The organism is Streptomyces sp. RLA012, from assembly GCF_056270325.1.
This window is the reverse complement of the sequence record NZ_JBWDPA010000002.1, coordinates 11,435,757-11,458,625: the sequence shown is the minus strand read 5'-3', so window position 1 is coordinate 11,458,625 and position 22,869 is coordinate 11,435,757. Positions and strand designations below refer to the sequence as shown.

At 68.8% G+C, this 22,869-nt stretch carries 19 protein-coding genes and 5 pseudogenes; 12 read left to right on the top strand and 12 right to left on the bottom strand.

The window, feature by feature from the left end; all coding sequences use genetic code 11:
• Positions 1-33: 33 nt before the first annotated feature.
• A complete protein-coding gene (locus RV986_RS52195) occupies positions 34-3,255 on the bottom strand; it encodes a bifunctional cytochrome P450/NADPH--P450 reductase (RefSeq protein WP_475924108.1) in 3,222 nt (1,073 codons plus the stop codon).
• A gap of 245 nt (positions 3,256-3,500) precedes the next feature.
• Here RV986_RS52195 and RV986_RS52190 point away from each other — a divergent pair, with 245 nt between their 5' ends.
• Complete coding sequence (locus RV986_RS52190) at positions 3,501-4,118, top strand: TetR/AcrR family transcriptional regulator (protein ID WP_475924107.1); 618 nt, start codon at positions 3,501-3,503, stop codon at positions 4,116-4,118.
• Positions 4,119-4,703: 585 nt separating this feature from the next.
• On the opposite strand, the gene RV986_RS52185 is transcribed toward RV986_RS52190, so the two are convergent.
• The 3 genes from RV986_RS52185 to RV986_RS52175 all read right to left on the bottom strand — a co-directional run bounded on the left by RV986_RS52185 (position 4,704) and on the right by RV986_RS52175 (position 5,805).
• Entirely contained in the window at positions 4,704-5,033 is a 330-nt protein-coding gene (locus RV986_RS52185; RefSeq protein WP_475924106.1) for an NIPSNAP family protein, read from the bottom strand.
• A 70-nt stretch (positions 5,034-5,103) separates the two neighbouring features.
• Positions 5,104-5,523 carry an SsgA family sporulation/cell division regulator gene (locus RV986_RS52180; protein ID WP_475924105.1) on the bottom strand — a complete coding sequence of 140 codons (420 nt, stop codon included), beginning with the start codon at positions 5,521-5,523 and terminating at the stop codon, positions 5,104-5,106.
• Between the two features lie 27 nt (positions 5,524-5,550).
• A complete protein-coding gene (locus RV986_RS52175) occupies positions 5,551-5,805 on the bottom strand; it encodes a hypothetical protein (RefSeq protein WP_475924104.1) in 255 nt (84 codons plus the stop codon).
• 511 nt (positions 5,806-6,316) lie between these two features.
• Between RV986_RS52175 and RV986_RS52170 the strand changes: the two genes are divergently transcribed.
• From RV986_RS52170 to RV986_RS52160, 3 genes are read left to right on the top strand one after another with little or no spacing between them, the layout of a single operon-like run.
• The gene (locus RV986_RS52170) at positions 6,317-6,526 is read left to right on the top strand and encodes a ferredoxin (RefSeq protein ID WP_475924103.1); all 210 of its coding nucleotides are present in this window, start codon (positions 6,317-6,319) and stop codon (positions 6,524-6,526) included.
• Positions 6,516-7,889 carry an NAD(P)/FAD-dependent oxidoreductase gene (locus tag RV986_RS52165; RefSeq protein ID WP_475924102.1) on the top strand — a complete coding sequence of 458 codons (1,374 nt, stop codon included), beginning with the start codon at positions 6,516-6,518 and terminating at the stop codon, positions 7,887-7,889. The genes RV986_RS52170 and RV986_RS52165 overlap by 11 nt, the downstream gene beginning before the upstream one ends.
• Positions 7,890-7,920: 31 nt before the next feature.
• Positions 7,921-9,117, top strand: a complete 1,197-nt coding sequence (locus RV986_RS52160; RefSeq protein ID WP_475924101.1) for a cytochrome P450 — start codon at positions 7,921-7,923, stop codon at positions 9,115-9,117.
• Between the two features lie 135 nt (positions 9,118-9,252).
• Here the strand turns inward: RV986_RS52160 and RV986_RS52155 are convergent, their stop codons facing one another.
• From RV986_RS52155 to RV986_RS52145, 3 genes are all read right to left on the bottom strand, one after another.
• Positions 9,253-10,194, bottom strand: coding sequence for an IS3 family transposase (locus RV986_RS52155; protein ID WP_475915735.1), 942 nt, complete (start codon positions 10,192-10,194; stop codon positions 9,253-9,255).
• A complete protein-coding gene (locus RV986_RS52150) occupies positions 10,182-10,472 on the bottom strand; it encodes a transposase (RefSeq protein WP_102914224.1) in 291 nt (96 codons plus the stop codon). Before RV986_RS52150 ends, RV986_RS52155 begins: the two co-directional genes overlap by 13 nt.
• 66 nt (positions 10,473-10,538) lie before the next feature.
• Entirely contained in the window at positions 10,539-11,174 is a 636-nt protein-coding gene (locus RV986_RS52145) for a TetR/AcrR family transcriptional regulator (RefSeq protein WP_475924100.1), read from the bottom strand.
• Positions 11,175-11,272: 98 nt separating this feature from the next.
• On the opposite strand from RV986_RS52145, the pseudogene RV986_RS52140 reads away from it, so the two are divergent.
• A pseudogene (locus RV986_RS52140) lies at positions 11,273-12,274 on the top strand (PAS domain-containing protein); the annotation flags it as partial.
• Complete coding sequence (locus tag RV986_RS52135; RefSeq protein ID WP_475924099.1) at positions 12,196-14,088, top strand: ATP-binding SpoIIE family protein phosphatase; 1,893 nt, start codon at positions 12,196-12,198, stop codon at positions 14,086-14,088. The pseudogene RV986_RS52140 and the gene RV986_RS52135, both read left to right, overlap by 79 nt.
• Before the next feature lie 132 nt (positions 14,089-14,220).
• Here RV986_RS52135 and RV986_RS52130 read toward each other — a convergent pair.
• The 4 genes and pseudogenes from RV986_RS52130 to RV986_RS52115 form a co-directional block, all read right to left on the bottom strand.
• A pseudogene (locus RV986_RS52130) lies at positions 14,221-14,873 on the bottom strand (TetR/AcrR family transcriptional regulator).
• A gap of 679 nt (positions 14,874-15,552) precedes the next feature.
• Positions 15,553-16,005: pseudogene (locus RV986_RS52125) on the bottom strand (SRPBCC family protein); the annotation flags it as partial.
• Positions 16,006-16,138: 133 nt separating this feature from the next.
• Positions 16,139-16,462 (bottom strand): plasmid stabilization protein, encoded by a 324-nt coding sequence (locus RV986_RS52120; RefSeq protein WP_475924098.1) that lies wholly within the window; start codon positions 16,460-16,462, stop codon positions 16,139-16,141.
• A 647-nt stretch (positions 16,463-17,109) separates the two neighbouring features.
• The gene (locus RV986_RS52115; protein WP_475924097.1) at positions 17,110-17,952 is read right to left on the bottom strand and encodes an ANTAR domain-containing protein; all 843 of its coding nucleotides are present in this window, start codon (positions 17,950-17,952) and stop codon (positions 17,110-17,112) included.
• 134 nt (positions 17,953-18,086) lie between these two features.
• Here RV986_RS52115 and RV986_RS52110 point away from each other — a divergent pair, with 134 nt between their 5' ends.
• Positions 18,087-18,515, top strand: a complete 429-nt coding sequence (locus RV986_RS52110) for a helix-turn-helix transcriptional regulator (RefSeq protein WP_475924096.1) — start codon at positions 18,087-18,089, stop codon at positions 18,513-18,515.
• Between the two features lie 280 nt (positions 18,516-18,795).
• On the opposite strand, the gene RV986_RS52105 is transcribed toward RV986_RS52110, so the two are convergent.
• Positions 18,796-19,491 carry a VOC family protein gene (locus tag RV986_RS52105; protein WP_475924095.1) on the bottom strand — a complete coding sequence of 232 codons (696 nt, stop codon included), beginning with the start codon at positions 19,489-19,491 and terminating at the stop codon, positions 18,796-18,798.
• Between RV986_RS52105 and RV986_RS52100 the strand changes: the two genes are divergently transcribed.
• The 5 genes and pseudogenes from RV986_RS52100 to RV986_RS52080 all read left to right on the top strand — a co-directional run bounded on the left by RV986_RS52100 (position 19,379) and on the right by RV986_RS52080 (position 22,851).
• On the top strand, positions 19,379-19,765 hold the full coding sequence (locus RV986_RS52100) for a hypothetical protein (protein WP_475924094.1): 387 nt from the start codon (positions 19,379-19,381) through the stop codon (positions 19,763-19,765). The genes RV986_RS52105 and RV986_RS52100 overlap by 113 nt on opposite strands.
• Positions 19,758-20,018 (top strand): Na(+)/H(+) antiporter subunit B, encoded by a 261-nt coding sequence (locus RV986_RS52095; RefSeq protein WP_475924093.1) that lies wholly within the window; start codon positions 19,758-19,760, stop codon positions 20,016-20,018. Before RV986_RS52100 ends, RV986_RS52095 begins: the two co-directional genes overlap by 8 nt.
• A pseudogene (locus RV986_RS52090) lies at positions 20,015-20,757 on the top strand (MnhB domain-containing protein). Before RV986_RS52095 ends, RV986_RS52090 begins: the two are co-directional and overlap by 4 nt.
• A pseudogene (locus RV986_RS52085) lies at positions 20,757-21,103 on the top strand (sodium:proton antiporter). Before RV986_RS52090 ends, RV986_RS52085 begins: the two co-directional pseudogenes overlap by 1 nt.
• Entirely contained in the window at positions 21,103-22,851 is a 1,749-nt protein-coding gene (locus RV986_RS52080) for a complex I subunit 5 family protein (protein WP_475924092.1), read from the top strand. The pseudogene RV986_RS52085 and the gene RV986_RS52080 overlap by 1 nt, the downstream one beginning before the upstream one ends.
• Positions 22,852-22,869: the final 18 nt, after the last annotated feature.

Here is a 22,869-nt window from a genome sequence, read left to right as displayed (position 1 = left end):
CAGGAGGACCGCACGCCTCCCGGCGTCTGGTGGTCAGGCGAAGACGTCCTGCTGGTAGCGCTCGTCCGCTTCGAGCCGGGCGAGCCACTGCTGGGCGGCCTCGTCGTCGCTGCCGGTGTGCTTGCGGTAGATGGCGGCGAGCGCCTCGCGTACGGCGGGTGCCATGCGGCGGCCGTCGCCGCAGACGTAGATGTACGCGCCGTCCTGGATGGCCTGCCACACGGTGTCGGCCGCATTGGCGATGGCGTCCTGGACGAACCGGGCCGGATGGCCGGTCACCGCGGAGAAGGCGGTGTGCACCTGGGCGATCCCGGACTGCTCCCAGGCCTGCATCTCCTGGCCGTAGAAGTAGTCGTGCTCCGGGTGGCGGCAGCCGACGAAGACCTGGGACAGGCCCACCTGGGTGCCGTTCGCGTGCTGGTGGGCTCGCTCCTCCAGGAAGCCGCGCAGCGGCGCGATGCCGGTACCCGGGCCGATGAGGACCAGCGGCGTGGCGGGGTCGGCCGGCGGGGCGAAGGTCGGGGAGGGCACACGCACATAGCCGTAGACGACGTCGCCGGGATTGAGGCCCGCGATGTAGGAGGAGCAGGTGCCGCGGTACCGGCCGTCACCGGACAGGGCCGGTCCTTCCAGCAGGCCCACGGTCAGGCGCACGTGGCGCGGGTCGGCCGGCGGAGCGGAGGAGATGGAGTAGAACCGCGGGCGGATCGGGCCCATCATCTCCAGGAACACCGCCAGCGGCAGTTCGACCGCGGGGAAGCGCTCCAGCAGGTTGAGCACGGAGACGCGCTTGCCCAGGACCTCGGTCTGGTAGCGCTCCTCGGCTTCGGCGGTGTCGGCCGAATAGGCCTGCAGTTGCGGTCGGGTCCAAGGGCACTCGGTGTGCCCGGCCAGCGTCTGTATCTGGGAGCGGGTGGCCACGTCCTGCAGCTCCAGGAACTCGGTGAACAGCAGGCCTGCGGTGACGGGCGTGCCCACCGGGAGGTGGGTGCGGCCGCCGGCGGGCTGGTCCAGGCGCAGGACCTGGTCGCGGTCGACGCCGAGCCGCGCGAGGGCGCGGTTGACCAGCGCGGGCTCGTTCTTGGCGAAGACGGCCAGGTGGTTGCCGGTGTCGTAGGTGACACCGTCGGGGAGTTCGATGGTGATGGACTTCGCGGCCGGGCGCGGCGGCTCGATGCTGAAGTCCCACAACCCGGTCGCGTCGTTGACCAGCTCCTCGTTGGCGACCACGGTGAGGGGGTAGGCCTGCTCGGAGACGATCGCGGGACGCACCTCCGCCTCGGTCAGCAGCTGCACCTCGAAGCGCGGCCCGGTGGTTTCGGAGGTGTCGGCGGCGTACTCCTCGGCCAGGGTGGTCCACAGGGTGTCCATCCAGCGGGTGGCCATGCCGTCGAAGTCACCGGCGGCATCCGCGATGCCGCGCTCGATGACGCGGGTGGCGCCGGCGGCCAGCAGGCCTGCCTCGATCCGCTTCGGGAAGCCCTGGTAGGTGGCCACCCACTGGGTGTTGCCGGCACCCAGCAGCGCGAACCGCACGTTGGACAGCGAGCCCTCCGGGAGCCCGGCGGTGAGCAGTTCGTCGAAACGCTGCGCGTTGTCCGGAGCCTTGCCGTTGTAGCTGGAAGCCACGACGACGAGCAGGCCCTCGGTGGGCAGGTTGTCACCCAGCTCGTCCAGGCCGACCAAGGTGGTGCCGAACCCCGAGCGCTCGCCGCGGTCGGCGATGGTGCGCGCCAGGTCCTCGCACGAGCCAAGGCTGGAGCCGTAGGCGACGGTCAGGTTCACCCCGACACCGCTGACCGCGGCCTGGTGCTGCGTGTCGTCGGTCTGCAGGTCCGCGACGCCGAAGACGGTGCGCTCGTGCTCCTGACGGGACCGCACGACCAGCTCGAAGTCGCCGGGCTTGCGCGTCAGTGCCTCCCGCACGTCCATCTTGTAGTCGGTCGTGTCGGAGAACTTGAACTTCTGCAGCACCAGCGCGAGGGCCAGGCGGGCCTCGGTGAGCGCGAACTGTCGGCCGATGCAGGCACGCACACCGTTCCCGAACGGCTTGTAGGCGTGCGGGTGGTGGTCGACCCGGTTCTCCGGCAGCCACCGGTTGATGTCGAACTCCTCCGGCCGCTCCCACGCCTTGGGATGGGTGTGCAGCGGGCCTTCGAGGATGTTGACCCTTGTTCCCTTCTTCAGCCCGTAGCAGCCGCCGATGACGGTGTCCTCCAGCGGGGACTTGCCGATCAGCGGGATGGGAGCCCACAGGCGCAGGGTCTCCTCCAGGATCCGCGGGATCACGTCCATCTGCATGATCGTGTCGTAGTCCGGGACCGTGTCGCCCGGCAGCAGCCGGTCCACCTCGGCGTAGGCCTGGGCCAGGACGTGCGGGTTGCGCATCAGCGAGTACGTGGCGAACGACAGCAGACCGCTGGTGGTCTCGTGGCCGGCGATCAGGAAGGTCACCACCTGGTCGCGGACGTTGTCGTCGTCCAGCCCCTTGCCGGTGTCGGGGTCCGTGGCCTGCAGCATCAGACCCAGCAGATCATCCTCACCCGTGTCGATCCCCTCACGGCGCTCCTTGATCACCTTCTCGACCAGGTCCCGCATCAGCTGGATGTTCTCGCGGTACTTCTTGTCGTCCGCCTTGCGCATCTTGGTCATCATCGGCAGCTCCTGCGAGCGCCGCAGCGACTCCACCAGCGCCTCCAGCAGCGCGTTGAGGAAGGGGTGCAGATCCTCCTTGGCGAACGAGTCGAACCGGTAGCCGAACCCCGACAGGGCGATCGTGTCCAGGGTCAGCCGGGTGTAGTCGTCGGTGATCTTGACTGGCCGACCCTCCTTGCTCTCCCACTTGCCCACCAGGTTCTGAGCGATCTCCAGCATCTGCCCGTAGTAGGACTTCATGGCCCGCTGGCTGAACGCCGGCAGGAGGATCCGGTGCGCCATGCCCCATTCCTCCTCGTGCTGATGGGCCGTGAACAGGCCCGCACCCGTGAAGTCCCGCACATGGTTCAGCGGCGTCTTCTCGATCTGCTTGTAGAACCGCGTCTCGTCGCAGACCTCGGCCACCAGGTCCGGGTCCCAGACGAAGACCTGCTCGATACCGGCGATCTCCATGCCGTAGAGCCCCTCGGGGAACTGCTTGGACAGCTTGCCGAAGTACTCCACCGGGTTGGTGCTGGGGATCTGCGGCGTGTGGCCGAAGAGCGGAACCCCGCGCGGAGACCGGATGGGTCGCAGGTCGTTCTTGGACTGTGTGGTCATGGCTTGCTCCTCTGTGCAGCGAGGGGATGGGCAAGGGCGCCGGCGATGCCGGGGTGCACCACGGAAACATACGCCGTATGGAATTGGTACCATACGGTGTATGGAAAGTCGACCGCAACCCGGGCCGCACGAGCTGCCGTCATGCCGCCGTGTGGCCGAGGTCATTTCCATACGCTGTATGAAACTGATACCGTCCGCGTATGGAAAAGGCGAAGCGTCCTCCGCGGGGAACCAGGAAGAGAGAGGTGCCCCTGACCGAGGCCGGGATCTATGCCGCCGCCCTGCGGCTCATCGACGCGGACGGGGTCGAGGCGCTCACCATGCGCAAACTCGCGACCGTGCTTGATGCGAACCCGATGTCGCTGTACCACCACGTGCCGAACAAGGACGCCCTACTGCGCGGCGTGGCGAGAATGGTCGGCACCCAGTTCCGCACCGTGACGCTGGAGGACGCTCCCTGGCAGGAGCGCATCCGCCTGCTCGCCACGGATTTCCGGACGCTGGCGCACCGCCACCCCAAGCTCATGGCCTACTCGTTCAGCCACCAGGCGGACTTCATCCAGCCCGAAGACCCGTTCTGGGTTTCGCTCGCCGCGATCCTGGACGCCGCTGGGGTGCCGCACTCCGAGCTCCCGCAGATCGCCGCCCTCGTGTGCGCCGTCATCACCGGTGTCCTGACCGCCGAGCTCAAGGGCGCGCTCCACCAGTGGGCGAGCCTCAAACCCCCCACTGTCGGCGAAGACGGGCTCACCCCTCCAGGCCGTGACGAGAACGGCGTCTTCCGCCTGGCGCTGGACACGCTCATCACGGGTCTGGAGAGCCGACTCGCCGCCGATGGTGACGGCCAGGGCGCCGGCCATTGATTGTGCAGTCCTGAAGCGTTGCTGCCTGAGGCCGGCCGGTGGTCGGGCGGGCGCAGGCTGCCGTGCATGAGGAGGCGCCCGTCACATCCCGAAAAGACCTTCTCCACGCGACCGCTGCGGATGCGCGGTGTGCTGCGGCTGGGCGGCCGATCTGTGGCCAACCTGCCCTACGCCACCTCGCGCTCAGTCTTGCTGCTGGATATGCGTGGTCCGCGGTCTCGTGCGACGCCAGGAACCGCAGCGTCCGCCAGTGGCCAGGGCCCTGGATGCCGCCGTGCGGTTCGCTCGCACTCCGGACGACGACCCTGCGCATGACTGGGCCGGCCAAGCTCCGGACGCGGCAGCAGCCTGGCGCACGGTGCCGCCGGTACGCGTTGATCCCCGGTCGGCTGGGCCTCCATGCCACCGGACGTCGGCCGCCCGTACCGATAAGCGCTCAACCGGCTCCACGGCAACTGCAACCGTCCCCTCGACCTCGCCATCTCGTCCATGCCGCTTGCCGTCCAGCGAGCCCCTTGGCGGAGTTGCGCGGCCTTCCGACACGAACGAGAAGGTCGCCGCAGACTTCCAGCGGCTCGGTACCTGTCACCGCAAGGGTGAGTCGGCGGTGGGCGTCAGCACGGACTCGGCGACGCCGACGATCCGACTGATGTCGAAGCCCTCCATGTCCGCGCGGAATTCGGGGCTGGAGAGGTACGCCTCCAGCCGCTCCTGAACGTCGTCGGCGTCCCGGTAGGAAACGAGGGCGTACAGCTGGGGAGCCTCATTCCCGGAAGCTGCAGGCACCGTCCAGACGCCGTGTGTCGTGATTCTGTGCTTGGCCATACCGGGAATGTGCTTGGACCAGATGTTCTCGTAGGCGACGAGCGCCTCAGGGCTGCGCAGTGTGTAGACACGAAGCTGGTACTGGGACATGACCACTCTTTCTTTCTCTTCTGCCGCCGGGACAAAGATCCCCAGCGGCAAGGCGGTTGGGAGGCTTCTCTCAGCCTTTCGCGAACAGGTTCGCCAGTTCGAGCTCCCAGTCGATGTGTCCGGACTCGGTGCCCCGTGGCACCAGCGCCTCCGCGTTCTCGAGGAAGGTCCTGACGTCCTGCACGGGAACCTCGAGCAAGGCGGTCCCCGCGGGAGACCCGAGAACGATGTACATGGCTTGGTCACCACGGCCGACGGCCGGCCAGACCCGGATGTCCCCACAGCCTGCGGAACCCGTCAGGCCATCGGCGAGAAGATCACGCCCCAAAACCCACTCGCCCTGCTCGTCGGTGTCGGCGAAAAAGGCGGCACGGACGACATAGGGATCAGTGGGCTCGTACCGCAGGCTCATGCACATGGACAGCGAGCAGGTGCGCGAGATGACAAGCTGCACGGCCACCCCCTGCAAGACGGACTTCAAAGACTCCATCGACTTTCACTCCCGGCTGGACGGCGGTCAGCGAACGCTGATCTCAACCTGGCCGTCGTGATACCAGCCACGGATCTCGTCCCAGGAGTAGCCCAGTTCGAGCAGGTAGCCGACACCGTGGTCCCAGCGGTAGTCGCCGGCGTTGACACTGACGGCCGGACCCTGGACGTGCGCGGATACAGAAGTCGCGGCCGAAGCGGTACCCCCGGCACCAAGAACAGCGACACTCGCGACCGCCACGGAGGAAGCGGTGACGGCAACGCGCCTCGTGAGCTTCTTCATGATCTTTCCTTCCCGATCGGTGCGATCTGCACCATCGACCACATGCAGGCGATGTGTGGCGCCTGGTGTGGCCCGAGCAAACTCTTCCGTACGACGCATGGAAGTACCTTCCCAGAATTACCATACGCCGTATGGAACTGTCGAGGCGGCGAAATTGGCTCGCACGGCCGGCAGCGGCATGAACAGCTCGATGTCCTCGCCCAGACCGCGTCGGTCGCCTGGACGAACTCCGCCTGGCCTTCAAGAAGATGTTCACCGGCATCGACCACCTCGCGCTCTGCACCCTGGAGATCAGCCACACCGACGAGCAACAGGACAGCAATTCACGGGCGTTCACCCACCTTTCCCTCATCGGCCGCGGCCGTCGGACTCGACCACGCCCTGGGCTGAGCCCTCGCGCCCGAAGGACGAGCTGCCCGGGATCTCCGTCTCCGGAGCCGTGGCATGCGGGCGCCCGGGTCCGACCCCATGCTGGACATGAGGGAACGAGGCCACGGAGGAGGTGGTGAGGATGCAGACCGTTGTGGATCTCACGCGCTGCCAGGGCTATGCGCAGTGCGTGTTCCTCGCGCCGGAGATGTTCGAGCTGCACGGCGAGGAGGGGTTGCTGTACGCCACGGCCGTCCCGGACGACCAGGTCGAGCGCGTGCGCCAGGCTGCGGCGGCGTGCCCGGTCCAGGCCATCCTCCTCGGTGAAGGGGTGAGCGCCGATGCCCGGTGATCTGAGCGACGGCCGCATCGTGATCGTCGGCGCGTCGCTGGCCGGGTTGAGGGCCGCGGAGACGCTGCGCGAGCAGGGCTTCACCGGCTCACTGACCGTGGTGGGGGACGAGCCCTGTGCGCCGTACGACCGGCCACCGCTGTCCAAGCAGGTGCTGCTCGGCAAGGCGCCGGCGGACACCACGGCGCTGCCGATGCGACGGGACCCGGACGCCGACTGGCGACTGGGAGTGGCCGCCACCGGCGTGGACCCTATGGAGAAACGGGTGATGCTGGCCGACGGCGAGTCGCTGCCGTACGACCGGCTGCTGATCGCCACCGGGACCCGGGCGCGCCCCTGGCCCAACCGGGACGAGGGATCCCTGGACGGCGTGTTCACCCTGCGCACCAGTGACGAGGCCGGGAGGCTGGCCGAGCGGCTGGCCGCCGGGCCGGAGCGGGTGCTGGTGATCGGTGCCGGTTTCACCGGTTCGGAGATCGCCTCCGCCTGCCGGGAGCGGGGTATCGAGGTCACGGTCGCAGAACGCGGCCCCGCACCTCTGGTGGGCGCGCTCGGCGGCACCCTGGCGAAACTCGCGGCAGCCATGCACCGCAACCACGGCGTGGACCTGCGCACCGGGGTGACGGTCACCGCTCTGCGCGGGGACGGGAACGGCCGGTTCACCGGCGCGGACCTGTCCGACGGCAGTCGCGTCGACGCGGATGTGTGCGTGGTGGCGTTGGGGGCGGTCCGCAACGTCGAGTGGCTGGCGGAGTCCGGGCTGGCGGCGGGTCCGCGCGGGATCGCCTGCGACGCCGGGTGCCGGGCCTTCGACATGTACGGGATAGTCACCGACGACGTCTTCGTGGCCGGTGACGTCTCCCGGTTCCCGCACCCGCTGTTCGGGTACCAGATGCTCTCCCTGGAGCACTGGGGCAACGCGGTCGAACAGGCCGAGGTGGCGGCCCACAACATGGTCAGTCCGGGGCCCCTGCGGCGCCCGCACCTCGCCGTCCCGACGTTCTGGTCGACCCAGTTCGGGCTCAACATCAAGTCGGTGGGCGTGCCCACCTACTCCGACCACGTGGTCATCGCCCAGGGCTCTCTGGAGGCGCGCCGTCTGGCGGTGGTCTACGGCTACCAGGGACGGGTCACCGCCGCGGTCACCGTCGACATGGCCAAGTCGCTCGACTACTACAAGCACCTGATCGAGACGGCCGCTCCGTTCCCGCCCCCGCCCGGCGCGGCGGACCGTGCGATCGCGGCCGACGTCACGATTCCGTCCGACGTGCCCGACCCGAGCGTGCTGTCGCACGGCCCCACCGTGGCGCTCACCGGTTACCTGCCCGATCGACGACTGACAGTGGTGCAGCCCACGCGCTGACCCACGTCCCGCCCAACCACGAGGAGCCACCATGGCCTCCGAGACCTTGCTGGCACGGATCTCCGACTACGCGAACCGCCCCGACCCCTACCCGCTGTATGCGGAACTCCGCGAGGCCGGTCCCGTGGTGCGACAGGCCGACGGCAGCTGTCTGATCGGCACCTACCACGAAATCGCCGCTCTGCTCCACGACCCGCGGATGAGTGCCGAACCGCGCAGCCGCACCGACTCGTCGTCCGAGGAGACGAGGCGGCCGCCGTTCCTGCGGATCGACGACCCCGAGCACCACAGACTGCGCACCCTGACCATGCGGCCGTTCGGGCCGCCGCACACCCCCGGCCGGGTCGACGCCATGCGCGGCGAGATCGCCCACATCACCGGGGAACTGATCGATGCGCTCCGGGACCGCGAGCAGTTCGACGTCGTCGACGACTTCGCCTACCCCCTGCCCATCACCGTCATCTGCCGGCTGATGGGCGTCCCGCGCGAGGACGAGGCACTGTTCCAGGGATGGACCGACGTGATCGTCGCGGCCGCCGACATCGGGCCCGACGAGGACACCACCGAACGGGACAAGGCGGGCCTGCAGGCCCGCCAGGAGATGGGCGGGTACCTGGTCAACCTCGCCGAACGGCGCCGCGGCCGTCCCACCGGCGACATGCTCTCCGACTTCGTCAACGAACCGGACCCCGCCCTGCGGCTCACCGTCGACGAACTGGCGGAAACCACCATCCTGTTGTTCATCGCCGGACACGAGACCACGGTCAACCTGATCACCAACGGCGTCCTCACCCTGCTGCGCCGGCCCGACGAGCTGGACCGGCTGCGCCGCGAACCCGGCCTGCTGCCGCGCGCGGTGGAGGAACTGCTGCGCTACGAACCCCCGGTCCACATGCGCGAGAGGATCCCTCTCGCCGACATCGAGGTCGCCGGCACCACGATCCCCGAGGGCACGTCCGTCATCCTGGCGCTGGCCTCGGGCAGCCGCGACCCCAAGCGGTTCCACGAGCCCGACCGGTTCGACCCCACTCGCCCGGACAACCAGCACTTCGGCTTCGGCAGCGGGATCCATCTCTGCTACGGCGCGCCACTCGCCCGCATCGAAGCCGAGACCGCACTCGGCGCGCTGCTTCCCCACCTCGGCACGGCCCGCCTGGTCCAGGACCCGCCTCCCTACCGGCAGAACGCCATGCTCCGTGGACCGCGCCACCTGCCCATCCAACTCTGAGACTGAGGGGCGGCGACAGCAGGCGAGAGAGACCAGCCACCCCGGTCTATTACGCAGGCCGCGGGAACCGGTGCGCAGTCGGCGCCAGTCGGCCGGTGCGCAACTGTCAATCCCCTGGTTGCGTAGAGACGTTGGTTATGCGGCCCGGCCTTCCTGATCGGTCCGAGCTCGCGCTTCCTGGATGATCCGTTCGAACTCGGCGGGTGGCTTCCCCCCGGCCGCGCTGTGACGGCGTTTCGTGTTGTAGAAGTCCGCGATCCACGTGGCGGTCTTCAGCCGGGCCTCGGTGCGGGTGGCGAAGGTGTGCCGGTGGATGTACTCGACCTTGAGGACCGAGTGGAACGACTCCGCGGCGGCGTTGTCCAGCGCCGACCCGACGCGCCCCATCGACTGCACCACGCCCCACCTGCCGCACAGCTGCTGGAACGCCTCGGACGTGTATTCGCTGCCGCGGTCCGTATGGAAAATGACGCCGTCGACCTGGCCGCCCCGGGTCGCGATCGCCATCTGCAGGGCCGCGCTGACCAGCGCGGCGTCGTGCCGCGCGCCCATCGCGTAGCCAAGGGCGCGGCGGGAGAAGGCGTCGTGGACGGATGCGAGGTAGAGCTTGCCCTCTCCGGTCTCGATCTCCGTCATGTCGCCCCACCACAAGACGTCGGGAGCGATGGCGTCGAACTTGCGTCGCACCAGGTCAGGAGCGGTCTTCCGCTTGCCTGGGCGGGTGAGCGAGCGGCGTCGACGAGGCGGCTTGCGGCCCTGCAGGCCGAGTTCGGCCATGATCTCGGCGACGGTGTTCTGCGACACCTGCCAGCCCTCCTCCCACAAATCCAGCGTGATCCTCGGCGAGCCGTACGTCCGGCCGGAGCAGTCGAAGAAGTAACGGATCCGCTCGGCCAGCTCTGCGCGTCTGATCTCGCGTTTTGTCGGCTCGGACGGCCTGCGGCGCCACTTGTAGAACCACGCCTCCGACACGCCCAGGGCCCGACAGGAGGTGCGGTGCGAAATGCTGTGCACGGTCTTCTGGTCGCTGATCACCCCGACAAGCAACGCCGGGTCCGCCACAGCTACTTCACCCACAAGACCATGCAGCGTTTGAGCACATCACGCTCCATGGCCAGCTCCTTGTTGTCCTTCTTCAGCTGCGCGTTCTCCCGCCGCAGCCGCGCGAGCTCCTCGCTCTCACCCGTCGCCGTGGCCCCGCCGGCCCTGCGAGCCCGCGACACCCAACTCGCCAGCGTGGTCTCGTTGATCCCGAGATCCTCCGCGACCTGCGCGATCGGCTTGCCGGTCTCGGCGACGATCCGCACAGCCCCCTCACGGAACTCCGCGTCGAACTTCCGCCTCTTGCCTGCCATGACCCTCAACTTCCCCTGCAGTCAGGGTCTCTACGCTACGAGGGGAAGGTCACAACCGGATCCTCTTCACGCTGCAGCGGGAAGGGGCCGCCGGGCGAGGTCACGGGCCTCATCCGGGGAGAGGCCGAGCATGTGCAGGATCATCTCGGCCATGGTGCCCGCGGCCTGGTCGCCATCGGCCTCGGGCTGGTTGCACCGCAGCTCCAGGAGCGCCAGCAGGCTGCCGTTCAGCACGGTCAGGGCGATCACCGGGTCGACCACGGTGAACCGGCCTGCGGCCATGCCCTCGTCCACGTCGCGCTTGGCCCGCGGAGCCAGTCCGTCGCCGGCGCATATCCGACCGAGCTGGCTGTGGCACAGGATCTGCATGATCTCCGGGTACGACTCGGCCATGCGCGCGCTGAGCCGCACGCCCCCAGCGAGGCGCTCGGCGGGATCATGGACGCCGTGCAGGCGTTCGTCGACGGCTTGGGCGTACTCCTCGAGTGCATCGGCCACGGCCGCGTCGAACAGGTCCGGCTTGCCCGTGAAGTGGTTGTAGAAGGAGCCGAGGCCCACGTCTGCTCGCTCCGCGATGGCATGGATGCTGGCGCCGACGCCACCGGACTCGGCCAGGATCTTCCGCGCGGCGCGGACGAGTGCCTGGCGGGTCTCGGCACGACGGCGTTCGAATCGGTTCCTGCGTAGGTCTGACATCGGCATGCTCCATAGATAAGAGCAGCAGTTCTGATGAATTCATCATCACATCACCCGCCTCAGGTGTCCACCCTGGACGGCCATCCCGACTCCGCGGTCACACGATGCGACAGCGCACGGTCACATCTGATGCTTTGATCAATTCCGGGGGACTTGACGATGAAGCGTTCGTATCTGACTATTTCATCAGAAGTGGACAAAGTGGTCCAAGGCTGGCAGACGTCGCGCCGGTGGACCACTCAACCATCGGCGAGGCAGCGCGCTCCATCGCACGCCCGTCGCGGCCGGTCCCGTCGGGGCGCTCCTCAGCCCCCGGCCACGACCGTTCCACCACGGCTGCAGATCGGCCCGACGCCGCACATTCCGACGCTGTCTCACACCTCCGCACCGATGGGAAGAACCGGATGACGAACACCGACTACACGCCACTCGCCGAGCCGGTGAGCCCCCGAGAGATACCCGATGCGGCAATAGCGATGCTCGATGCGGAGGGGGCCGTGGTGGGGTGGACGCACGCCGCCGAGCAGCTTGTCGGGTACTCGGCCGGGGAAGTGGTGGGCCGGTCCGCCGCACACGTGCTGCCGCCCGCCGAGGACGCCCCGAGTGCTGCAGCGTTCGCCGAGCAGTGCCGTGCCCAGAATGGCTGGTCCGGCGCCGTGACGGTCCGCCACCGCGACGGCCACGCCATCAAAATGACGCTGCGGATCTCGCTGTTGTGGGGGCAGGACGCCGGCACCCGGTGGCTGGTGTCCGTGACCGACATAGGCACCCTGTCCTCGGGGGCGTCCAAGGGGGCTGTGCGGGAGTCGCTCCTGGCCCGCGCGCCGATCGGCATCGCCGTCTATGACCCGCAGCTGCGTTGTACCTGGGTGAGCGACGCCATGGAGCGCCACGTTGGCGTTCCTCGTGACCGATGGTTCGGACACCGCCTGAAAGATCTGTTCCCTGGCTTCGAGGCGGAAGCGCTCGAGTCAGTGATGCGGCAGGTGCTGGAGAGCGGCCCCACCAAGGTCCACGAGTACCGGGCGTGGCCGTCGGCGGACCGGGGCCGGGCGCACGTGTTCTCGGCCTCGTTCTTCTGCCTCCAGGACGCGGACGGCAAGGCACTGGGCGTGTGCTTCATGAGCGTGGATGTCACCGGCAATCGGCGGGCGCGCGAGCGCCTTGCCATCCTCAGCGAAGCCGGCACGCGCATCGGCAGCACCCTCGATTTGATGCAGACCAGTCAGGAACTGGCCGACCTTGCCGTGCCCCTGCTGGCCGACCACGCCATCGTCGACCTGGTGGAGTCGGTTCCGTTCGGCGTGGAGCCCTCGGCACGGATCGGCACAACGAGCGACCGCCCTGTGTTGCGCCGTGCCGGGGTGGCCTCCACCGAACAAGGTGTCCTGGAGTCCGCCCTGTGTTGCGCCGTGCCGGGGTGGCCTCCACCGAACAAGGTGTCCTGGAGTTGCCGGCGGTGCGCGAAGAGGTGGTCCACGTCCCCCCGACCTCGTCATTCGCCGCCGCCCTGCGCACGGGCAGGTCTCACCTGGAACCGGTGCTGGACACCCATGCCGGCCCATGGGTCGACCACGACCCATCGCGAGCGCAGAAGGTCCGTGACAGCGGGATCCACTCTTTGATGGTCGTACCCATCCGTGCGCGGCGCTGCGTGCTGGGATTGGCGCTGTTCGGCCGCTCCACGGAACAGACGCCCTTCCAGGAGGACGACCTCCTCCTCGCCGAGGAGCTCGTCACCCGGGCCGCGCTCAGCCTGGACAACGCTCTCCAGTACGCCCGCCAACGCACCGCGGCCCTGACGCTCCAACGCGACCTGCTCCCCCACCATGTGGGAGGCGGCGCCGCCCTCGATGTGGCCTCGCGCTATGTGCCGGCTGACATGGACCACGGCGTGGGAGGCGACTGGTTCGACGTGATCAAGCTGTCCGGCGCCCGGGTGGCCCTCGTCGTCGGAGATGTGGTCGGACACGGCATCAACGCCGCGGCGACGATGGGCCGGTTGCGCACCGCCGTCCGCACGCTCGCAGACATGGAAATGCCTCCCCACGAACTGCTGGCGCATCTCGATGACACGGTCAGGCGGCTGAGCGAGGAAGATGCCGACGCTCCGGACCAGTTCCCCGCGGCGGTGGGCGCCACGTGTCTGTATGCCGTCTACGACCCGGTCACCCGGCGGTGCACGATGGCGCGGGCCGGGCATCCCCCGCCCGCGATCATCGACCCGCAGGGCCATATCACGTTCCCCGACATGCCCGCCGGGGCCCCGCTCGGCCTCGGCCTCGGTCTGGTCCCCTTCGAGTCCGTGGAACTGGACCTGCCCGAGGGAACTCTGCTCGCGCTCTACACCGACGGTCTGGTCGAGTCCCGCGACGACGACATCGACGTGGGCCTGGATCGCCTGGGCGCCGCCCTGGCACAGACAGGTTCGTCCCTGGAAGACCTGTGCTCTCACGTGATCGAGACCTTGCCGACTCAGTCCCCGGCCGACGATGTCACCTTGCTCCTTGCGCGGACTCGCGGACTCGAACCGGCTCAGGTCGCCTCCTGGGAACTGCCGAACGATCCGGCCGCCGTCCGCGTCGCCCGGCAGGCAACCGCCCGTCAGCTCAGCGAATGGGAGCTTGAGCATCTGGTGGGCACCGTGGAGCTGATCGTCAGTGAACTGGTCACCAACGCCATCCGCTACGGCGGCGGACCGATCCGCCTACGGCTCATCCAGCACCAGGTCCTGACGTGCGAAGTCTCCGACAGCAACACCAGCCACCCACGCCCCCGTCAGCCCCACATCATCGACGAGAACGGCCGCGGTCTTTTCCTCGTCGCTCAGTTGTCCCGCAGGTGGGGCTCCCGCTCCACAACGGACGGCAAGGTCGTCTGGGCCGAGCAAGACCTGCCCTCCAAAGCCGTCGCGGTGTGACGCGCTGCCGACCGGGTGGCCGACGGCCGGACGACCTGCGCGGCGCCAAGGAGATGCCGACGTCCGGCCGGATACGGCTGTGGCACCAGTGCGGCGACACCATCGATGTCACCTTCCGGACCGCAACCGGGATCATGTGCCATTACCGAAGCCCGGCTTGGCATTGATCACGGAAGAGACGTCCACGACCACGTCACTCGCACGTTTTTCCGGCACCCCGGCAGCGGTCAGGGGGACGATGACGAGTGGGACGTCATCATCATCCAGTACCCCGTCATTAACGCTGTCCAGCAAGGCGACGGTCAGAGCTTCCAGTCCGGCGCTGAGCGCCACGGGTGGCAGGTGGGAATGGAAAACTCCCTCCCGCTGTCCCCTTTTCAAAATGTCCGTCGCCGCGTCCCGGATCGGAGCCAGGATCTCCGTTACGCGTTCGGCTCCCAAGTGCTTGCGAGCCAGCGACAAGAGCATCCGGTACCTGTCTCCCACGGGCCGCATCCCAAGGAACAGCCTCGCCAGAGCCCGCTCGGCCGGCTCATCCAGCCCACCGCTTCCTACGCCGCCTCCCGCAGCGCTGCAGACGCCTCGTCGGCGAGCGCAACCCGCAGGGCTTCCCGCCCGGGAAAATGCCCAAAGAGCGTGCGCCGCACGACACCGGCGGCTCGCGCGAGCTCCTCCATCGTGATGTTCGGGTTCCGGCCGAGCTCCTGGCGGGCCGTGACCAGGATGCGCGCCCGGTTGGATCGTGCGTTGCGGCGCTGAGGCGCACGGGCCACGGGCTTGGTCACGACAACCTCGGTAGATCTGTATTGCGGGGTGGCGGCGCAGAGGCCAAGCGGTAGTACGTCCGATTTTCGCAGAAGCGGGAATCGCCTGCTCTCTCAGCTCATCGCTGTGCACCATTCTCGTCGGCAGCCGCCGCCTGTGGAGTTCGCACGGTCGATGCCGACCCATGCGGGCCAGAGCTCTCAGTCTCGCAGACAGTCCTCGACGCCGCGGTGGTAAGGGCCGCGGATACCGGGGCACATGGGTCAGTCGAGCGAGATCAACCCGCCCGGCAGCCCCCTCCCCCCGTCCCGTCCCAATAGCCGTCCAAGAAATTGAGCAGCTATACGGGATCGGCCGCTGCCTCCGCCGACCCGGCGACACCGTCGCCTCTGGGGTGGCTTCTGGACCGAGCACCAGATCCCGGCGGCTTGGTCAGACAACTGGGCGGGGTGGCCCCGTCGCCGGACAGGAAGTAGCCGCAGGTGGACACGCCTACCAGATCCCTTTCGGAGCGGTGACGGTCCTGAGGCCGGGTGCTGGTCAACCGTGCCGCATGTCGTCCGGGTCAGCCGGAAGCGATCCCGGGAAACCCTGCGAGGCGTCCTCGGGCCCGACCGGCGCCCCTTCACCGGTCATCCGGGACTGCGGCGTCTCCCTGATCGGGGTGTCCCCGGCGGACGGCCCGGCGTCGGTGCCGACGGGCCTGATCCGGCCACGCCAGCCGCCGCTCTCCTGCCCGCGCTCTTCGATGAAGCCTTTGAACCGCCTCAGGTCACCCTTGACTTCCCGGTCGAGCACACCGAGCATGTCACCCGCCTTCTCCGCCATGCCATGGGGTTCGAACTCCATGGCCAGGCTGATGCGGGTGTGCGCGTCGTCGAGCCTCTGGAACGTGACGACGCCCCTCTGCTCAGCCTCGCCGCCCACAGTGCGCCAGGCGATCCGCTCATCGGGCAGCTGGTCGACGATCTCAGTGTCGAACTCGCGCCGGGCACCAGCGACCTTCGTCGTCCAGTGGCAGTGCTCGGCATCGATCTGACGGACCTCCTCGACGCCGTCCATGAAGCGCGGGAACTCCTCGAACTGCGTCCACTGGTTGTACGCACGGTGCAGCGGGACGTCGACATCGATGGATTCCTTCACAGTACTCACGGCATCCTCCCCACATTCGAACATTCCGGATATTCCTGGTCAAAGCACGCGTTCCCCGGTCGGTGGTCCCTAATCCCGGCAGTTCGGCAAAGGCCCGTGCGACACCGACACCCGAAGACGGCAGGCCCCCGCTCTACTTGCCGAGTTTCTCCTTGAGCTGGGCCTTGTTCATGGACGAGCGCCCTTCGATGTTGCGACGCTTGGCCTCCTCGTACAGCTGATCGTAAGTAGGACCTTGAGAGCCCCTCTGCGAACGCCGACCGCCCCGCTGGGACGACGACTTGTGCTGTGTGGACGTCCTGCTCGCTGTCTTCGACTCGCCGGTGCGGGCCCGTTCCTTGTTGACCGTGCGGGAGGCGATCTCCTTGGCCCGCTTCGTGCTCTCGCCGCGCTGCTCGGCACTTTCCTTGATGTGTTCGTACTGCCGCTCCCGTTTGGGGCTCGACCCACGAGGCATGATCACTCCCTGAATGGCTGTCGGGGCGCCTTGCTCACCCTGTGCGCCGCCGGGGCGAAGTCGCAAACGCATGTACTGCGTCCGGGCCGCCTGCACTACCTGGGCCGCCGTCGAGTACTCCACCGAAGCGTCTCGACGACTCGGTGCACCTGTCGATACCGATGGAGCCCTGACCACCTGCTCTCCGTGGCGGCAACCGCGAAGTCGAATATCGTCGGACAGGGGACGAGCCAACTGGCCGCGGTCCAGCGGCGGCCTCTCTCACTTCGCTCCCCTACTATGTGGCCGACCAGTGCCGAGAGAGTTTCGGCTCGGAGGCCGACGGGATGCCTCGGGCACACGGGCCCTGGCCATCCATAGCCACCTCGTCGACTGCTGCTCGGTCGCGAGTGCGGCACGTTGCTGTCCAGTGCGCCGCCCTGGGGCTGTCGGCCTGGGCCTTGCGCGGCAGGTCCGCGTCGCCTGTATCCCGTTCACACTCCGCTACAGCCCTGCATCTACTCGCTGGAGCAGCACATCGCCGGCCGACCGTGCCACCGGCGACAGACACCGGCTCGGACGAGCATGAGCGGACAGCATCCACAGTGCTCCGGGTCTAGCAGCGGCTGCCGGAATCCAGTGTCGGCAGTGGACGCCTTGAGGAAGGGTCACGGCGCTGGGCTGTCGCTGTCCGGTGGCGCGGGTCTGCCGGTGGGAGAGGTCCAGTCATGGCGTCGGTGGTTCGGGGAGAGGGGGTTGAGTGTTTCGGTGACCGCCGCGGAGATCCCCTGCTGCAACCGGTCGGACAGCGGAGCGTCGTTGACCGCCCCCACCAACTCATGGGCCAGGTGGTGGAGTTTGGTGTTGGTGCGCTGCGAGACCTCGACCAGGACGCTCCAGGCGTCCTCGGCGTTCAGACCGAAGGAGGCCATCAGGACCCCACGGGCCAGATCGATGACCGGCCTGGTTTGCATGGCCCGTTTGAGCTGGCCGATTTCGATGCGCAGGTCCTCCTCGACATCCTTGGGCAACCCGTCCGCCTCCACGGGGCTGGGGGTGGTACCGGTACACATGCCCCGGCCGTATGCGGCCACGCCGGGACCGGCGTCATCCCGGTGCACGAAGAGCGGCCAGGTGCGGGTAAGTGTGAGCAGGCACTCGACCGCGATCCCCGCGGTCTGGATGCGGACCGTCTTGGCCTCCGCCAGGGCCAGGCGGCGGATGTACAGCAGGACGTTGAGGCCGGAGCAGTCACAGAAGTCGACCCCGGCGAAGTCGAGGTCGAGGCCGTGGACCGACTGGGCCAGTGCTTCACTCAGGGCGTGCCGCAGCGCCTGCTCCGTGTCGATGTCGAGTTCACCCGCGACCGCCACAACCGTCCGCTCGCCGGCGGGGTATGCCGCGACCTTCAGGAACGGCGAGGTGTGGGCTCCGATCGCGCCATCCGCTTGCGTTTCGTGGACGGCTTCGTCTGCGCCCCTCGCCTGGGAAGAAGGCAGATGTTCTTGCATGGGAGTCGCTCCCGGGGCATTCACTGGTCTTTGCCTCCTCCAGGCTCGACCTCCCCCACCTCGCACGTCAAGAGATACATGAACTCATTTTCACCCTTTTGAATACGTGAACGTCGGGCACTACGCTGAGAGGCATGGGTGGAGTACCTGAGGGACACAGCGGCTGGACCTTCCTGACCAACCACGCCCGAGTGCTGGCCTCGATCGCCGACGATCCGGGCACCCGTATCCGTGACATCGCCGCGCGATGCCGGCTCACCGAGCGCGCTGTCCAGAAGATCATTTCCGATCTTGAGCAGAACGGCTATCTCACCCACACCCGGCAGGGCCGCTCGAATCGCTACCGCATCGAAGAGGGAACCATCCTCCGGCATCCGGCCGACGCCGGCCTCACCGTGGCGGGCCTGCTGGCCGCCCTCGACCAGCACGAGAACGCACACGAAACCCAGCCCGGGCAGGGGGCAAGGCGTCAAGGGAGCGATGGAACGGAGGGGCCTGCTGACGACGACAGCATGACGGCCACGAGATCCGTTCAGGTCGGCCGTCACCGAGTGAAGTCATGACTCGCGATGATCGACCTTATGGGGACGGCTCACCAGCAAGGCCACGGGGTGCGGCCTGGGCTCAATCGCCGATGCCTTCGAGGGGCGGCAGTATCTCAGTCGGCCCTCGATCGAGGAGGATCCGGGCGCGGTGATGCCCGCGCAAACGTCCCGGCAGCCCCGTCGCCCGTGCACGGCTGGGCGCTCAGCTTCCCGGGGAAGCTGGTGTGCTGGCCGCGGGGGCAAGGCACGCGGCATGCCGGTCGGCGTCTGCTCCACGGCCTCGACAACTGCGCGACCCTCAGAGCGCCCTTCGCGCGGTCACAAAGAAGCGGGCCCCGTCGGGGTCGGTCAGGATGGCCTCGGTCGAGCCGAGGCCCTGCTGGTGGGCCGTGCCGCCGTGGGCGCGTGCGGCTCGGGCGGCGGCCTCGACGTCGTCGACGGCGAAGTCGACGGTGAAGTCGATCTGCCAGTGCGGCCGGATCGTCGGGTCGGGCGCCGCCTCGACCGCGCCGGAGTGGATACGGGCCACGACGTCGCCCCGGCTGCGCAGGACGACCTCGTTGTCCTCGTAGCGCACCTCGCAGGACCCGGGGGCCGAGGACGCCAACTCCAGGACCTCCGCGTAGAAGATGGCGGCGTCGAAGGCATCGCGGGTGTGCAGCCGTACGAAGACCGGTGCCGCCCTGCGCCACTCCTCCCAGCCGGCCACCAGCTCGCCCTCCCAGATGCCGAACACCGCTCCGTCCCGGTCGGCCAGCAGGGCCGCCCGGCCCGGCGGGAACGACGGCGGCCCCACCGCGGTCGTACCCCCGCGCTCCTGGCTACGGGCCACCGTCTCGTCCGCACTCGCCACCGCGAAATACGGCGTCCACGCGACGGCCGTGTTCACCCCGAAGTTCACTTCCGAAATCCCTGCGACCGGGACCCGCCGCACGCTCGCGACCCGGTACTGGTCGCCCATCGTGCTGCCCGTGCGCCACTCCCAGCCCAGCACTCTCGCCCTGCTCCTGGCCCTGTTGGGGCCGGTCGGCACCCTCGTCTTCGCCCGGCTGCTCGCGGAGGATCTGGCGAACGGTCCGCCGCGGGCGTGGGGGCTCACGTACGCGGTCGCGGCGTTCGGTGGCGGCGTCGTGTTCACCGTGTGCGTGGCCACGGGTCCGGGCCGTGCGCTGGTGAAACTCCTGGTCGTCGGTGCCTTGTTGATCGGCGGGAACCTCACCGCGTCCCGTGCCCTGTCCGGCGGCTTCACGGGGAGCCGGCGTGGATGACCCGCTGATCGTCGTGGCGCTGCTGCTGGTCGCGGCGTCCGCGACCGCCGCCGTGGCCACCCGTGATCCCTCGCGGCAGGCACTCGTACTGGCGGTGCTCGGAACGGTTCTGGCCGTTCTGTTCACCGTGCTCCAGGCCCCCGACGTGGCGCTCTCCCAGCTTGCTGCGGGCTCCGCCCTGGCTCCCCTGCTGCTGATGCTGTCCGTGCGCAAGGTCCGGCGGCCGCAGCGGCGGAAGGAGAAGGAACGGTGACCCGACGGGTGCGGCTGATCGTCCTGGCCGTCGGCGGTACGGGCCTCGCGGCCCTGCTGGTCGCCGCCTGCTTCGGTCTGCCGGGCTTCGGCGGGGACCGGCACCCGTACGGGGACCGGGTGGTACGGGCCTCCCTAGCCCGGCACACCGCGAACACGATCGCCTCCGTCAACTTCGGCCAGCGCGCCTTCGACACCCTCGGCGAAATGAGCATCCTCTTCGCGTCCGTCCTCGGCACCGTCGTCCTGCTGCGCCAGACCCGCGACGAACACCGCGCCGAGCCCGAACCCGAGGAGGTCTCGCTCCCCGTACGCCGGTACGCGCTCGTCGTTCTGCCCGTCGCCGTCCTCACCGGCCTGTACGTGATCGCGCACGGCCGGCTCAGCCCGGGCGGCGGCTTCCAGGGCGGTGTCGTGGTGGCGACCGCCCTGCACCTGCTCTACCTGGTCTGGGCGCCGACTACCGCGCACTGGAGCGCATCCGCCCGGTCGGCTCCTACGAGGCCGGCGACGCCCTCGCGGCCTCCGCCTACCTCGTGCTGGGCCTCGTCGGCGCCGTCGCCGGCACCGCCGTCCTCGCCAACTTCCTTCCCTACGGCACTTTCAACACGCTGTCGTCGGGCGGCACCGTCCCGCTGCTGAACGCGGCCATCGGCATGGAGGTCGCCTGCGCGGTCGTCGCGCTGCTCGCCCGTTTCCTGGACCAGGCCGTGGAGATCGAGAAAGGAGACGGGAAGTGATGTCGGTCCTGCCGTATCTCGTCGCAGCCTGGGTATTCCTCGTCGGCTGCTACGGGCTGGCGACCAGCCGGAATCTCATCCACGCCGTAGGCTGTCTCGCGGTCTGCCAGTCCGCCACCACGTCCTGTTGCTGGCCGTCGGCTATCGCGACGGCGGCACCGCGCCCGTCTTCTCCGACCTGAAGCCCGGCTCGCGCCCCGTGGTCGACCCGGTGGTCCAGGCCCTCGCCCTCACCGATGTGGTCGTGGGGGCGACGGTGACCGCCGTACTGCTCGCCCTGGTTCTCCACATCTCCAAACGCCATGGCACGGTCGACCCCGACGAACTCTCCGAGCTGCGCGGCTGATGCACCACCTGCTGCCGGTGCTCGTCGCCGTCCCCCTGCTCGGAGCCACTCTCCTCGTCGCCGGCGGGCACCGCCTGCCCCGCATCGTCGCCGAGACGGTGGGGTGCGCCTTCGCCGCGGGGACGGCCGGACTCGCGATCGTCCTCCTGCTCAACTCCTCGCCGCCCCTGACCGAATGGGTGGGCGGCTGGACCCACGAGGGCGGCGAGAGCGTCGGGATCGTCCTCGTCGGAGACGGCCCCGGCCTCGGCACGGCCGCGCTCGCCTCGCTCCTGACCGTGCCGGCTCTGGCGTACTCCTGGCACTACTTCGACGAACCGCCCCGTCGCCACGCAGGCTCCTTCCCCGCCCTGATGCTGCTCTTCCAGGGCGGCATGTCCGGCTTCGCGATCGCGGGGGACCTGTTCGACGCCTTCGTGTTCTTCGAGTCGATGAGTGTCGTGGCGTACGCGTTGACCGGTCATCGCGTCGAGGAGGCCAAGGCCGTGCAGGGCGCGTTGTCCTTTGGTGTCCTCAACTCCCTTGGCGCGTATGCCGTGTTGATGGGCATCGGTCTGTTGTACGCGCGTACCGGCGAACTCGCCCTGGTGAAGATCGGCCAGGGTCTCGACCGGCACGGCGGCCCCGACGCCCTCGCCCTCGCGACCTTCGCGCTGGTCCTGACCGGCCTGCTGGTGAAGGCCGCGGCCGTGCCGTTCCACTTCTGGCTGCCGGACGCGCACGCGGTCGCCCCCACGCCCGTGTGCATGCTGCTGTCCGGCGTCATGGTCGAACTCGGCGCCTACGGCGTCTGGCGGATCTACCGGACGGTCTTCTCCGGCCCCGCTGGAATCCTGGCGTCCGACCTGGAGCGCGCCCTCGTCGTCCTCGGCGTACTGACCGCCGTGGTCGGCGCGGTCATGTGCTGGTACCAGCGGCACGTCAAACGGCTGCTGGCGTACTCCACGGTCGCCCACATGGGGCTCTTCCTCATCGGGATCGGCAGCCTCGGTCCCGAGGCCGACGACGGGGTCGTGCTGTACATCCTGGGCCACGCAGGGGTGAAAGCCGCCCTGTTCGCCTGTACCGGTGTACTCCTCGACCGGTACGGCTCGGTTGACGAACACGCCCTGCACGGGCGCGCCCGCAGGCTGCGCGGAGTCGCCGTACTGTACGTCGTCGGCGCGTTGAGCCTCGCCGGTCTGCCACCCTTCGGCATCGGGCTCGGGAAGGCGCTGCTGGAGGAGTCGGTCGGCGGCCCGTTGACCGTGCTGTTCGTCGCCGTTTCGGCGGTGACCGCGGGCGCGGTACTCCGGGTCGCCGCGCGGGTGTTCTTCGGCCTCGGCACCCAGCCCGGCGACGAGTCGTCGTACGAGACCACCGGCATCAGAGAGGCACCGGAGACTCGGCACCGACTGAGCCGGGTACCGGACACCATGACCGCGGTCCCCGCCGTGCTGCTCGTCGCGTCCCTCGCCGTGGGCGCGGTACCCGGCTTCGCCGCCGCGATCGGGCACGCCGTGTCCGGCGAGGCCGCCCCATCGCCGCACTGGACCTTTGCCGGACTACTCCTCGGTCTCACCTCGACCCTACTGGCCCTCGGCCTGGCCACGCTCGCCGTGACCCGCCCGAAGCCGCTCGGTGAACCGTCACGGACGGCTCCGCTACGACGCCTGCAGTCAGGCCACATCGGCGACTACGTGGCGTGGATGCTGGTGGGCACGACGCTGCTGGCGGCGCTGGCCCTGCCGGGCATCCTGAACGGCTGAGCGGACCAATGCAACAAA

Coding starts and splice junctions, on each gene's coding strand:
- RV986_RS52120 (WP_475924098.1), bottom strand. CDS start 16,462: ATGCCTCGTGGGTCGAGCCCCAAACGGGAGCGGCAGTACGAACACATC.
- RV986_RS52110 (WP_475924096.1), top strand. CDS start 18,087: ATGGGTGGAGTACCTGAGGGACACAGCGGCTGGACCTTCCTGACCAAC.
- RV986_RS52145 (WP_475924100.1), bottom strand. CDS start 11,174: ATGCCGATGTCAGACCTACGCAGGAACCGATTCGAACGCCGTCGTGCC.
- RV986_RS52115 (WP_475924097.1), bottom strand. CDS start 17,952: ATGCAAGAACATCTGCCTTCTTCCCAGGCGAGGGGCGCAGACGAAGCC.
- RV986_RS52150 (WP_102914224.1), bottom strand. CDS start 10,472: ATGGCAGGCAAGAGGCGGAAGTTCGACGCGGAGTTCCGTGAGGGGGCT.
- RV986_RS52165 (WP_475924102.1), top strand. CDS start 6,516: ATGCCCGGTGATCTGAGCGACGGCCGCATCGTGATCGTCGGCGCGTCG.
- RV986_RS52080 (WP_475924092.1), top strand. CDS start 21,103: ATGCACCACCTGCTGCCGGTGCTCGTCGCCGTCCCCCTGCTCGGAGCC.
- RV986_RS52185 (WP_475924106.1), bottom strand. CDS start 5,033: ATGTCCCAGTACCAGCTTCGTGTCTACACACTGCGCAGCCCTGAGGCG.
- RV986_RS52195 (WP_475924108.1), bottom strand. CDS start 3,255: ATGACCACACAGTCCAAGAACGACCTGCGACCCATCCGGTCTCCGCGC.
- RV986_RS52180 (WP_475924105.1), bottom strand. CDS start 5,523: ATGGAGTCTTTGAAGTCCGTCTTGCAGGGGGTGGCCGTGCAGCTTGTC.
- RV986_RS52160 (WP_475924101.1), top strand. CDS start 7,921: ATGGCCTCCGAGACCTTGCTGGCACGGATCTCCGACTACGCGAACCGC.
- RV986_RS52175 (WP_475924104.1), bottom strand. CDS start 5,805: ATGAAGAAGCTCACGAGGCGCGTTGCCGTCACCGCTTCCTCCGTGGCG.
- RV986_RS52170 (WP_475924103.1), top strand. CDS start 6,317: ATGCAGACCGTTGTGGATCTCACGCGCTGCCAGGGCTATGCGCAGTGC.